Annotated in this window: 12 protein-coding genes; 5 read left to right on the top strand and 7 right to left on the bottom strand. The window is 65.3% G+C overall.

The window, feature by feature from the left end:
• Positions 1 to 71: 71 nt before the first annotated feature.
• Positions 72 to 365 (bottom strand): XapX domain-containing protein, encoded by a 294-nt coding sequence (locus GXN78_RS18900; protein ID WP_106557524.1) that lies wholly within the window; start codon positions 363 to 365, stop codon positions 72 to 74.
• Positions 366 to 385: 20 nt separating this feature from the next.
• A complete protein-coding gene (locus GXN78_RS18895) occupies positions 386 to 1,039 on the bottom strand; it encodes a hydrolase (RefSeq protein WP_106557525.1) in 654 nt (217 codons plus the stop codon).
• A gap of 225 nt (positions 1,040 to 1,264) precedes the next feature.
• On the opposite strand from GXN78_RS18895, the gene GXN78_RS18890 reads away from it, so the two are divergent.
• Positions 1,265 to 2,179, top strand: a complete 915-nt coding sequence (locus GXN78_RS18890) for a LysR family transcriptional regulator (RefSeq protein WP_106557548.1) — start codon at positions 1,265 to 1,267, stop codon at positions 2,177 to 2,179.
• On the opposite strand, the gene GXN78_RS18885 is transcribed toward GXN78_RS18890, so the two are convergent.
• Positions 2,165 to 2,773 (bottom strand): alpha/beta hydrolase, encoded by a 609-nt coding sequence (locus tag GXN78_RS18885; RefSeq protein WP_181360568.1) that lies wholly within the window; start codon positions 2,771 to 2,773, stop codon positions 2,165 to 2,167. The genes GXN78_RS18890 and GXN78_RS18885 overlap by 15 nt on opposite strands.
• Before the next feature lie 10 nt (positions 2,774 to 2,783).
• Positions 2,784 to 3,635, bottom strand: a complete 852-nt coding sequence (locus tag GXN78_RS18880) for a TauD/TfdA family dioxygenase (RefSeq protein ID WP_204162263.1) — start codon at positions 3,633 to 3,635, stop codon at positions 2,784 to 2,786.
• Between the two features lie 185 nt (positions 3,636 to 3,820).
• Here GXN78_RS18880 and GXN78_RS18875 point away from each other — a divergent pair, with 185 nt between their 5' ends.
• The 3 genes from GXN78_RS18875 to GXN78_RS18865 all read left to right on the top strand — a co-directional run bounded on the left by GXN78_RS18875 (position 3,821) and on the right by GXN78_RS18865 (position 7,091).
• Positions 3,821 to 4,852, top strand: coding sequence for an AraC family transcriptional regulator (locus GXN78_RS18875; RefSeq protein WP_106557527.1), 1,032 nt, complete (start codon positions 3,821 to 3,823; stop codon positions 4,850 to 4,852).
• A 171-nt stretch (positions 4,853 to 5,023) separates the two neighbouring features.
• Positions 5,024 to 6,097 (top strand): 3-keto-5-aminohexanoate cleavage protein, encoded by a 1,074-nt coding sequence (locus tag GXN78_RS18870; protein ID WP_106557528.1) that lies wholly within the window; start codon positions 5,024 to 5,026, stop codon positions 6,095 to 6,097.
• A gap of 1 nt (position 6,098) precedes the next feature.
• Entirely contained in the window at positions 6,099 to 7,091 is a 993-nt protein-coding gene (locus GXN78_RS18865; RefSeq protein WP_106557529.1) for a tripartite tricarboxylate transporter substrate binding protein, read from the top strand.
• 4 nt (positions 7,092 to 7,095) lie between these two features.
• Here the strand turns inward: GXN78_RS18865 and GXN78_RS18860 are convergent, their stop codons facing one another.
• From GXN78_RS18860 to GXN78_RS18850, 3 genes are all read right to left on the bottom strand, one after another.
• Positions 7,096 to 8,307: a CaiB/BaiF CoA-transferase family protein gene (locus GXN78_RS18860; RefSeq protein WP_106557530.1), complete on the bottom strand. Its 1,212-nt coding sequence runs from the start codon at positions 8,305 to 8,307 to the stop codon at positions 7,096 to 7,098.
• A 25-nt stretch (positions 8,308 to 8,332) separates the two neighbouring features.
• A complete protein-coding gene (locus tag GXN78_RS18855; protein WP_239142831.1) occupies positions 8,333 to 9,274 on the bottom strand; it encodes a tripartite tricarboxylate transporter substrate binding protein in 942 nt (313 codons plus the stop codon).
• 92 nt (positions 9,275 to 9,366) lie between these two features.
• A complete protein-coding gene (locus GXN78_RS18850; RefSeq protein WP_106557532.1) occupies positions 9,367 to 10,209 on the bottom strand; it encodes a TauD/TfdA family dioxygenase in 843 nt (280 codons plus the stop codon).
• Between the two features lie 217 nt (positions 10,210 to 10,426).
• Between GXN78_RS18850 and GXN78_RS18845 the strand changes: the two genes are divergently transcribed.
• Positions 10,427 to 11,461, top strand: coding sequence for an AraC family transcriptional regulator (locus GXN78_RS18845; RefSeq protein WP_106557533.1), 1,035 nt, complete (start codon positions 10,427 to 10,429; stop codon positions 11,459 to 11,461).

Below are 11,461 nucleotides of genomic sequence, written 5' to 3'. Positions count from 1 at the left end.
AAGGCCCGGGGCGGCCAGCGCCGCGCCGAGCGCGCCGAGGAAGCGGCGGCGTCCCGGATCGGAAGATGATGTCATGAGCTTCGCTCTTCGGACGAATGGGCCTTGGACGTGTTCGCTGCCAGCGGCTGCGCGCATTTCGGCAGCTCGCCGAACATGTGCGGCTTCACTTGGTGGTGCAGCCACGAGGTGCTCACCCTATCGCGGTCGAAGACCTGCTTCACCAGTGGCGGGATTTGCTCGCCGAGCAGGATTCCCAGGAGTCCCACCAGGGCGATCACCGGCGGGGCCGGCGAGCGCACCTGGAAGAGCGCATAAATCACGCCGACCAGCAGGCCCAGCGCAAGAGAAACGACGTAGGGCTTCATGGCCGGCACTCTTCCCGCGATCAGCCTTCGTGCGCGCCGAACATGGTCTTGGCGTAGGTCACGCCCAGGCCATAGGCGCCGCCGACCTTCTTCGCGATGCCGGTGGTGAGCTCGTAGGTCTCGCCACGGGCCCAGTCGCGCTGCAGCTCCAGCAGGTACTGCAGCGAGGTCATCGGCTGCGCGCCGGCCTGCACCATGCGCTCCATGGCGCGGTTGTGCGCCTCGGCCGAAACATCGCCGCAGGCGTCCGCGATGACGAACACCTCGAAGCCCTGGTCGAGCGCCGACAGCGCCGGGCCCACGATGCACACGCTGGTCCACAGGCCCGCCAGCACGATGCGCGGCTTGCCGATCTCGTTCACGCGCTCGATCACGGCGGCGTCTTCCCAGGTATTCATCGAGGTGCGGTCGAGCATCGCCTGGCCCGGGAAGGCGTCGGTGATCTCGCTGAACATCGGGCCCGAGAAGCTCTTCTCGGCCACCGTCGTGAGGATGGTCGACACCTTGAAGCCCGCGGCCGCCTGCGCCACCAGCGCCGCGTTGTTGCGCAGGTTCACCGCGTCGATCGAATGGGTGGCGAAGGCCATCTGCGACTGGAAGTCGATCATCACCAGCATGTGGTCGGCGGGCTTGAGCAGCCGGGCGCCGGCGGTGGGGGTTGCTTTGACGGTCATGGGAAGCTCCTTCAGTAGGTGGGTCGGTTGCGTGGGTTCAGGGGGCGGAGGAATTGAATTCGATTAAATTCACAATCTGCTTCCAGAGACATTTCTCCTTGGCATGGACGCAATCATGGCGGCCTCCTGGCCGGTTGTTGACGAAACTTTTGGCTTCTAATGATCGAAGTTTTCGAACATCGGTTTTTCGACCCGCTTCCGACCCGTAAACCCCAGGACGCTCACGTGCTCAAGCTCACCCTCGAAGCCATCGAACTCGTCGACGCCATCGCGCGCCACGGCTCCTTTGCCGCCGCCGCCGCGCGACTCAACAAGGTGCCCTCCACCATCTCGTACGCGGTAGGCAAGCTCGAGGAGCAGCTCGGCATGCTGCTGTTCGAGCGCAACGGCCCGCGCGTCACTCTCACCTCCGCGGGGGACGAGATGCTGAAGGAAGGCCGCTGGCTGCTCGGCGCCGCGAGCGACCTCGAATCGCGCATGCGGCAGATCGCCACCGGTTACGAGTCGGAGTTGCGGCTGGTGCATGACTCGCTCATCCCCACCCAGGCGCTGATCAACGACATCCGCGCCTTCGAGGATCTGCGCTGCGGCACCCGGCTGCGCATCGGCTGCGAAGCCCTGACCGGCGCCTGGGAGGCCCTGCGCGAAGGCCGCGCCGACATCGTCATCGCCGCGGGCGAGGGCCCGGCCGGCGGCGGCTACCAGGCGGTGACCGTGGGCAGCCTCGACTTCGCCTTCTGCGTGGCGCCCACCCATCCCCTCACTCGCCTGGGCCGGCCGCTGCAGCGCGGCGATCTGCTCGACTGCAATGCCATCGTGGTGGGCGACAGCGCCCGCTCGCTGTCTGACCGCACCGTGGGCCTGCTCGCAGGACAGCCGCGCATCACCGTGCCCAGCATGGCCGCGAAGATCGCCTGCCAGGTCGAGGGCCTGGGCCACGGCCACCTGCCGCGCGCCTGCATCGCCGGCGAGCTGGCGCGCGGAACGCTGGTGGAACTGCCCACCGAGGAGTCGCGCCCGTCCGAGTCGTTCTGGCTCGCGTGGAAGACGGGCGCCGAAGGGCGGGCGCTGCGCTGGTGGCGGGAGCGGCTGAACCGCTCGCTCGTGCCCGCGCTGCTGCCGCGATCAGGACTCCAGTGACCGGATGAGCTGTTCGGCCAACGGCCATTCGCCAAAGCCTGACGCCGGGTTGATATGGCCCAGCGCGCCCACGTCGACCAGCTCGCTGCCCCAGTCGCTCGCCATCTGCGTGACGCGATCGAGCGTGGCCAGCGGGTCATTGGTGCTGGCCGCCACGATGCTCCGAAAGGGCAGCGCGTGCCGGGGCACGGGCAGCCAGCCGTTCGCCTGCAGGGCATCAGGCGTCGGATAGCCCGCGGGAAGCGGCGACTCGAAATCCGGCGGCGCCGCCAACAACACACCCTCGAGCCCTCGGGTGTGCTCTTGCGCCCAGTGCACCATCATGAGGGCGCCGGCACTGTGAGCGACGACGATGAGGGGACCTTCGATGATCTCGATGGCCCGCTGGACCGCCGCAACGCGCGCCGCGCAACTCAGCTTGTCGGTCTCCAGCGGAGGCACGGAGACGACCTGGCGTACCGACGACAGCTTGCGTTCCAGGTGCGTTTGCCAGTGGTCCTCGACATGGTCGCGCAGGCCGGGAACGATCAGGATCGTGGCTTGTCGTGTGGTGCTCACGGGTGCTTTTCTTTCCTCGGGGTTCGTGTCGCTCATGCCGGCCGTTTCAGTACGGCGCGTCACCGACGATGGCCGTGCGCTCCATCTTGCGGTGGCACGGCGGGTAGTCCATCACTGCGTAATGCTGGGTGGAGCGGTTGTCCCAGAACGCAACGCTGTTCTTCTTCCAACGAAAGCGCACCTGGTATTCGGGGATGAGGGCCTGGCTGACGAGGAAGTTGAGCAGGTGACTGGCGCCCGGCGACTTGTCCAGGCCGAAGCGCACGTTGTCCGGCGTATTGAAATTGGTGAAATGCGTCGTGAAGCTGCCATTGACGAACAGCACCTTCTCGCCGGTTTCGGGATGGATGCGGACCACGGGATGCTCGGCGTCCGGGAACTGCGCCTTCAGCGCCAGGCGCTTTTCGATGGGCATGGCGGCGCCAAAGCTCGCCTCGATGCTGTGGCGCGCGCGCAGAGGCGCAATCTTCGCCTTGACATCCTCGGGCAGCTGCCGATACGCCTCCACCATGTTGACCCACATCGTGTCGCCGCCCACAGGCGGGCATTCGACACAGCGCAGCACGCAGCCAAGCGGCGGCTTCTCGCGCCAGGTGGCATCGGTGTGCCAGGAGTTCTCGTGACGTTCGGGCGGACTCTCGGGGGTCTTGTAGATCTGGATCAGCCCCGGATGGTCGGGGTGACTGCCCACCACCGGGTGGTCCTCCAGCTCGCCGAAGCGCCGCGCAAAGGCCACGTGCTGGGCGCGCGTGATGTCCTGGTCGCGAAAGAACACGACGCGATGCTTCAACAGCAGCGCCCGGATCTCGGCCATCAGCAGGTCATCTTCTGCCGCCGCGCCCAGGTCGACGTTGCCGAGCTCGGCGCCGATCGAACAGGTGAGTGGCTCGACGTGGATCGAGTGGCCCAGGGAGGTCGCGCGGACCACGGCGGGCGCCGGTTTGAGTTCTTGCGTCATGAGCCTTGTCTCCTGTTGTCGAACGGGCCGTTGATGCTTCGGAGTGTGGTTGCGCCGGCATGCCCCCGCTTGACATTGCATGACTGGCACTTATCCTTCGGTGCCACTTCTTCCCCCGCTCTCCGATGTCGTCACTGGTCCGCGCTGCGAGCCTCACCAACTACAGCGAGGTCGCCCGTGCCGGTGGCCTGGATCCCGTTCGGATGCTTCTCGATGCGGGGCTCAGCCCGAACGTACTGCGCGAGCCGGACCTCATGATCCCGGTCGAACGCGTCGGCCAACTGCTCCAGGCGTCTGCAACCCTGTCGGGCAACGAGAGCTTCGGTCTGTGCATGGCAGAGTCGCGACTGCTGTCCAACCTGGGTGCGGTGGGCATGCTGATCCGCGACCAGACCACGTTGCGCGACTCGCTGGCCGTGCTGGTGCGCTACCAGGTGCTGCTCAATGGTTCGCTGTCGCTGATGATCGAAGAGAGCGCCGGCGTGGTCGTTCTCCGCGAGCAGCTGAAGGCCGGCAACCCGCAGCAGCCCACGCGCCAAAGAATCGAGCTGGCGCTCGGCGTGATGCTGCGGTTGATGCGTCAGTTTCTGGGGGCCGACTGGCAGCCGCGGCGCGTGTGCTTCGAGCACCCGGCGCCGCACGATGCCAGTGTGCATCACCGGGTATTCGGCCCTTGCGTCGAGTTCGACTCCGACTTCAACTGCATCGTCTGCGCGAAGACCGATCTCGATGCCCGCAACCCGTCCGCCGATCCGGCGATGGCGCGCTACGCGCAGCAGTTGCTGGACGCGTCGGTCGAGCCGCAGAGGCCGACCATGCTCGAGGACGTGCGGCGCACGATCCTTCTGCTGCTGCCCAGCGGGCGCTGCACCATCGAACAGGTGGCCGAGCACCTGGGCGTGGCGTGCCGCACGGTCCAGCGCAGGCTGGCGGAACAGGGGCAGGACTTCTCCTCGATGGTGAACGAGATCCGCAAGGAACTCGCCACGCGTCATGTCATCGAGAGCGATCGTCCTTTGACCGAGGTGGCGATGCTCCTCGGCTTTTCCGCGCCGAGCGCACTCTCGCGCTGGTATCAGGCGCAATTCGGTTGCAGCGCCAAAGAGAGCCGGGCCGCACGCGCCGCCCGGCAGCCCGAGCAGCGCGGAACGCGATGACCTTGCGCGTCGCGCAGGCATAGCCGGCACCGCCCGGAAGGGGCGCACCGATGTCATGAAAAGCCAAGTACGAGGCATGCAAGGTCAAGCATGGGCAGCGATGCCGGGGAGATGATTTGCGGCGTCGGTTCACCCCGGTGTTCACATTTCAAAACTTGGAGACCCATCATCATGAACTTCCTCGACGGCCACCTGTATCCCGAGAACCAGCAGCCCCTCATCATTACGGCCGCTCCTTATGCGCCGGGCTGGATTCCCTCGGACTTCCCGGAAGATATCCCGATCACCATGGAGGAGCAGATCCAGAAGGCGGTGGATTGCTACGAAGCCGGCGCCACCGTGCTGCATCTGCATGTGCGTGAAGCCGACGGCAAGGGCAGCAAGCGCCTGTCCATGTTCAATGAGCTGATCGCGGGTGTGCGCAAGGCGGTGCCCGAGATGGTGATTCAGGTGGGTGGTTCCATCAGCTTCGCGCCGGAAGACGATGGCTCGGCCGCCAAGTGGCTGAGCGACGACACGCGGCACATGCTGGCCGAACTCGATCCGAAGCCCGACCAGGTGACTGTCACCGTCAACACGACGCAGATGAATGTGACGGAGCATGCGGGCATCGATGACTTCAAGGGCGTTTCGCGCGGCTTCCCGCACCTCTATGCAACCTACAAGGACATGATCGTTCCCTCGAATCCCAGCTGGGCCGAGGAGCACATCCGTCGCCTGTCGGCCGCCGGAATCCAAAGTGCGTTCCAGTGCTACAACATCAACAGCTTCGAGACGATCGAGCGGATGATTCGCCGCGGCGTCTACAAGGGCCCGCTGGTGATGAACTGGGTGGCCATCAGCGGCGGCATGGACCAGGCGAACATCTACAACCTGGCGAACTTTCTGCGCGCCGCGCCCGATGGCTCGGTGATCACGGTGGAGAGCTCGGTGCTCAACGTCCTGCCCGTGAACATGATCGGCATGGCCCTGGGCCTGCACGTGCGCTGCGGCATCGAAGACGTGCTCTGGAACCAGACGCGCACGGGCAAGATGAGCTCCGTCGAGCAGATCAAGCAACTGGTGCGCATCGCCGGCGAATTCGGCCGCCCCATCGCGACGGCGCAACAGGCACGGGACATCTTGAAGCTCGACGTCTTCTACGAGACCGCGGACGAGACGCTTCGGGAAAACGGCTTCGCGCCCAACCGCAACGGCGGCACCCAGGGCTTCCTGCGCAAGCCATCTGAGCCTCGGGTGAATTGACATGATTTCAAAATTCCTGACACGACGAAGTCTCACGATCGCTGCCCTGTCCTGGGTGGCAGCACTTTCGCCTGCGCTGGCACAGCAATGGCCCGACAAGCCCATCCGACTCGTCGTGCCGGCGCCGCCGGGTGGCGTGTCCGACCTGGTGGCTCGATTGCTCGCCGAACAACTGCGGCCGAACCTCGGCCAGACCATTCTGGTGGACAACAAGCCAGGCGCTTCGGGCGTGGTGGCGGAGCGGGCCGTGATGGCGGCGCCCGCCGATGGCTACACCTGGATGGTGGGGCCGTCGAGCGTCATGTCCGACGTACCCCTGGTCGTGAAGACGCCGTACGACGTGCTCAAGACCTTCACCTATGTCGCAGAAGCCAGCAGCATGATCCACGTGCTGGTCGCCAATTCGAGCTTTCCGCCCAACAACGTCAAGGAGATGCTCGACCATGCCAGGCGCAACCCCAAATCGGTCAGCGTAGCGAACCACGGTGCCGGCACGCGTTCCAATCTCATGGGCGAAATGCTGAAGGAAAAGAGCGGCAACGACATGCTGATCGTTCCGTACAAGGGTTCGGCGCCCATCCTGGTCGACCTGATGGGAAACCAGGTTCAGATGACCTTCGAAGTCGTGAGCAACGTCGTCCCGCACATCAGGAGCGGCAAGCTCAAGGCCTATGCGGTCTCCTCGTCGACGCGCTCGCAGCATCTGCCCGATGTTCCGAGTTTCGGCGAACTGGGCTTGCCCGATTTCGTTCTTCCGCATGCGAGCGTCGGTGTCTTCGTCTTGAGCAGCACGCCCAAGCCGATCGTCGATCGAATCCAGAGCGAGATGGCGAAGGTGATCCGCACGTCCAAGTTCCGCGAAGCACTGACTGCGCAGGGCCTGGATTTTCCGCAGGATGCCTCGCTGGATCAGCTTCGGCAAACGCTGGCGGCAACCACGGCCCATAACCAGGCCATCGTCAAGAAGCTCCAGCTCAAGATCAGCCCCGAGTGAGCCGCTACAGAACGCCGCCCTGCCGGAGCGCGGCAATGGCCTGTGCGTCCATGCCCAGCAGGTCGCCGAGCACGCGTTCGGTGTCCTGCGCGAGCAGCGGCGGCGCGGCACGCACGGGCATGCGCTGGCCGTCGAAGCGGTACGGAGGCGCCAGCACCTGCACGCGGCCGGTCTCGGGGTTGGGAAGCTCGGCCAGCAAGCCGGCCTCTGCCGTGCGCTGCGACTGCAGGGCCTCCAGCAGGCCCAGGACCTCGCCGCAGGGAATGCCGGCCGCCGTCAGGCGCGCCAGCAGAAGCTCACGCGGGCGGCGGGCCAGCTCGGCGCGCAGTTCGGGCAGCAGTGCATGGCGGTTCTGCGACCGGGCCAGGTTCGTGACGAAGCGCTCGTCGGTCGCCAGGTCGTCCCGTTCCAGCACCTCGGTGCAGAAGCGCTGGAACTGCGCGTTGTTGCCCACCGTGATGACCAGCGGGCCGTCGGCCGCATCGAACACGCCATAGGGCACGATGGAAGGGTGTGCGTTGCCGTACTTGGGCGGATCGTTGCCCATGAGCAGCGCCTCCATGCCGTAGTAGGCGGTGATCATCAGGCCGCAGTCGTACAGGGCCATCTCGACATGCCGTCCCTGTCCCGTGCGCTGGCGATCGAACAGGGCTGCCAGGATCGCCTGCGCCGAGTACATGCCGGTGAACATGTCCACCGCCGCCACCCCGAACTTCAGCGGGCCCTGCCCTTCCTCGCCGTTCAGCGCCATCAGGCCGGCCTCGCCCTGCACCACCAGGTCGTAGCCCGGGCGCGCGGCCTCGGGGCCATCGGTGCGGTAGCCGGTGATGGAGCAGTACACGAGGGCCGGGTTGATGGGTTTCAGCGACTCGTAATCCAGCCCCATCTTCGCGATGCCGCCGAACTTGAAGTTCTGGATCACCACGTCGCTCTTCGCGGCCAGCTCGCGCACAAGGCGCTGGCCCTCGGGCTTTTGCAGATCCACGCCCACCGACTGCTTGTTGCGGTTGGCGCTGTTGAAGTAGGCCGTGTTGCGCGAGCCCACGCGCAGGCCCCAGTCGCGCGTGTCGTCGCCGCGGGCGGGATGCTCGATCTTGATGACCTCCGCGCCCAGGTCGCCCAGCGCCTGCGCGCACATGGGGCCGGCCAGAACGCGCGACAGATCCAGCACACGCACGCCGGCGAGCGGAAGGCGGGATTCGCGGGTCGCGCTCATCGCATGCTCCTCAATGGACACCGCTTCACTCCGGCTTGTAGTCGATGGATTTCAGCAGTGCGGACTGCTGCTCATACGCCTGCTTCAATTCCGCCATCATCTCTTCCGAAGTCTCGGAGCCGCCCTGCTCCATGCCCATTTCCTTGAGGCGATTCTGCACCTCGGCTCGCTTGAAATGGGCCAGCGTCAACTCGCGCATTTTCTGCTGGACTGCCGCGGGAGCATCCGGGCGGGACCACACGGCGAACCAGCCTGCCTGCGCGAGCTGTGGGTAGCCGAGTTCCTTGAAGGTGGGCACCTCCGGCAACGCGGCGATGCGGGTGGGGTAGTTCACCGCAATCGCCTTGATCTTGCCGCTCTTGATCAACGGCAACGAGGTGGCCAGCCCATCGAACATCAGGGGCACATGGCCGCCCATGAGATCGGTCAATGCCGGGGGAGAGCCCTTGTAGCCCACATGATTCATCTGCATCTGCGTGAGCTTCCCGAGCAGCATGCCCGAGGTGTGACCCTTCATGCCCGCCGCGTAGGACGCGAAACTAAGCCCGTCCTTTTGCGATTTGCCGTACGCCACGACCTGCTGCAGGTTGGCGACAGGCAGATCCTTGTTGGCGACCAGCACCAGCCCGGTCCGGCTGAGCTGGGCCAACGGCTTCAGGTCCGCAAAGGGCTGATAGTGGACCTTGTAGGCCAGTGGGGTTTCGCTCACGGCGCCGCCCTGGATGACCAGGAGGGTGTGGCCGTCCTTGCCGTTGGACATCAGATCGCCGATTGCCAGCGCACCGGCGGCACCGGGCTTGGATTCCACGATGACCGGCTTGCCCAGTTCCTGCTGCATGCCCTCCGCCAGCAGCCGCGCCAACGCGTCGGCGCTGCCGCCGGCAGGTCCGGCCACCACCAGGCGAATCGGCTTGGTGGGCCAGGCCGGCTGGGCCTGGACCTCGGCCGTCCAACCCAGAACACCCATGCCGACCGCCAAGGCGAATCCGCGCCACCAGAAGTAGTCCTGTTTCTTCACGTTCATCTCTGTCTCCTTTGTTGATTGCTGCGCATGCGCGCTTAGAAAGGCTTGTCGCCGATGATGGCCGTGCGCTCCATTTTTCGGGGCGCCGGCCAGTAGTCCTGGACCGCGTAGTGCTGCGTGCAGCGGTTGTCCCACATGGCCACGCTGTTGGGCTTCCAGCGGAACCGGACCTGGTACTCGGGAATGGCCGCCTGGCTGGTCAGGTAATTGAGCAGCATGCTGGCGCCCGGTGTCTTGTCCTGGCCGAAGCGCACGTTGCCCGGCGTGTGGTAGTTCGCAAAGTGGGTTGCGAACCCACAGACGTACAGGATCTTCTCCCCGGTTTCCGGATGGGTGCGCACCACGGGATGCTCCACCATCGGATGCTCCATCCCGAGCGCCCGGCGCTTTTCTTCCGGCATGGCGGCGCCGAACGAATGCTCGATGCTGCACTTCACCTTCAGGCCATCGATCTTCTTCTTGATGTCGTCCGGCAGGTTGCCGTAAGCCTGCACCATGTCGACCCAGATAGTGTCGCCTCCCACCGGCGGGCATTCGATGCAGCGCAGCACACCCCCCATGGGCGGTGCGTCGCGCCACTGCCCATCGGTGTGAAAGCTGTTCTCGTAGTTTTCGCGCTTGTCGCTGCGATAGATCTGAACCAGCCCCGGATGGTCCGGGTCGCTGCCGGCCACGGGATGGTCTTCCAGTTCACCGAAGTGGCGGGCAAAGGCCACATGCTCGGCCCGCGTGATTTCCTGGTCACGAAAAAACAGCACCTTGTGCTGCAGCAGCAAGGCCTTGATTTCATGGGCCAGACGGGCGTCGCGCGACGCATCGCCCAGGTGCACACCCGATACTTCCGCACCGATGGTGCACGTCAGCTTTTCGACTTTCATTGCCTGCTCCTTGTCTCCAGGAAGTCCACCGCGGCAGGTCTTGCGATGCATTCATCCTGTGCCTGCCGATGGAGCAATTCTCGAACCGCAAGGCGCCAACCGGCTTGACCGATCACGACAGGCGCTTACCCAGTCGCGCCGAGGCTTCGCCGCAGCTGCCAAGGCCTCTGGTACTAACACCATTGACCAACTTGCACAGCATTGATAGACGTCAGGCATGACGCCCCGCATCCGAAGCATCAGTCTCAACAAGTACTCGAAAGTCGCGCAGGAGCTCGGCATCGATCCGTTGAGCATGCTCCGCCAGGTGGGCCTGGACCACAGCTGCCTGAACTCGCCCGACCTGCTGGTGCCAGAGACGGCCTTCGCTCAGCTGCTGGAGGCTTCTTCCGCGCAAACCGGCAACGCATCGCTCGGGTTGCTCATGGGTTCGTACTGGCGGCTGTCGGACTTTGGGCAAATCAGCCTGCTTCTGCAGCATCAGCCAAGCCTGGCCACCCTTCTGCAGACGCTCAAGGACTACCACCACCTGATCAGCACCACCATCACCACGGAAACCGTGACGCAGGGGCGGCTTTCGATCATTCAGTTGCACCTGGACACCGAGAGGGAGACGCCGGGACGCCACCCCATGGAGCTGGGCATCACGGCCTTGCTGAGCCTGTGCCGCCACCAACTGGGCAAAGGCTGGAAGCCCGTCGGCGTGCATTTCTCGCACGCTGCGCCCAGCAGCATGGCCCTTCACCGCCGGGTGCTCGGCAGCGAGATCGTGTTCGCCTCGGACTTCGACGGCATCGTGCTGTCCACCGAAGACCTGCAGCTTCTCGATCCGGAGCACGACAGCGGCATGGAGGCGCATGCCCGGCATCTGATGGACCTCCACGCGCCCGGCAGATCTCCCAAGCCCATCGAGCAGCAGGTACGCAGCGCCATCCAGTCGCTGTTGCCGCATGGACGCCATGGCATCGCCCAAGTGGCCAGCGCGCTGGGCTGCACATCGCGCTCCCTTCAGCGCCAGCTGGAGAACAGCCGAACCAGCTTTCAGGACACCCTGGACGCCGTGCGCAGCCAGGCCGCCGTCCGCGCACTGCAGAACCCGCAGCTCTCGATCGGCGAGGCCGCCGCACTTGCCGGCTTTGCGGAAAACAGCTCTTTCACGCGGTGGTTCAGCAAGCAGTTCCAGCAAAGCCCGAGCGGCTGGCGCCAGCAGTATCTTCCTGGGCGTAGCGCAGACGAGGCTCGACAGGCCTAG

Source organism: Variovorax sp. WS11 (assembly GCF_010499245.1).
Taxonomy (GTDB): domain Bacteria; phylum Pseudomonadota; class Gammaproteobacteria; order Burkholderiales; family Burkholderiaceae_C; genus Variovorax.
Note: the sequence above shows the minus strand (reverse complement) of the source record. Positions and strands in the feature narration are given on the sequence as shown.

What these genes read in the sequence shown, in the direction of transcription:
- GXN78_RS18885 (WP_181360568.1), bottom strand. Translation starts at nt 2,773, where the DNA reads ATGAGCGACACGAACCCCGAGGAAAGAAAAGCACCCGTGAGCACCACA.
- GXN78_RS18850 (WP_106557532.1), bottom strand. Translation starts at nt 10,209, where the DNA reads ATGAAAGTCGAAAAGCTGACGTGCACCATCGGTGCGGAAGTATCGGGT.
- GXN78_RS18865 (WP_106557529.1), top strand. Translation starts at nt 6,099, where the DNA reads ATGATTTCAAAATTCCTGACACGACGAAGTCTCACGATCGCTGCCCTG.
- GXN78_RS18845 (WP_106557533.1), top strand. Translation starts at nt 10,427, where the DNA reads ATGACGCCCCGCATCCGAAGCATCAGTCTCAACAAGTACTCGAAAGTC.
- GXN78_RS18875 (WP_106557527.1), top strand. Translation starts at nt 3,821, where the DNA reads ATGTCGTCACTGGTCCGCGCTGCGAGCCTCACCAACTACAGCGAGGTC.
- GXN78_RS18870 (WP_106557528.1), top strand. Translation starts at nt 5,024, where the DNA reads ATGAACTTCCTCGACGGCCACCTGTATCCCGAGAACCAGCAGCCCCTC.
- GXN78_RS18860 (WP_106557530.1), bottom strand. Translation starts at nt 8,307, where the DNA reads ATGAGCGCGACCCGCGAATCCCGCCTTCCGCTCGCCGGCGTGCGTGTG.
- GXN78_RS18895 (WP_106557525.1), bottom strand. Translation starts at nt 1,039, where the DNA reads ATGACCGTCAAAGCAACCCCCACCGCCGGCGCCCGGCTGCTCAAGCCC.
- GXN78_RS18855 (WP_239142831.1), bottom strand. Translation starts at nt 9,274, where the DNA reads ATGGGTGTTCTGGGTTGGACGGCCGAGGTCCAGGCCCAGCCGGCCTGG.
- GXN78_RS18900 (WP_106557524.1), bottom strand. Translation starts at nt 365, where the DNA reads ATGAAGCCCTACGTCGTTTCTCTTGCGCTGGGCCTGCTGGTCGGCGTG.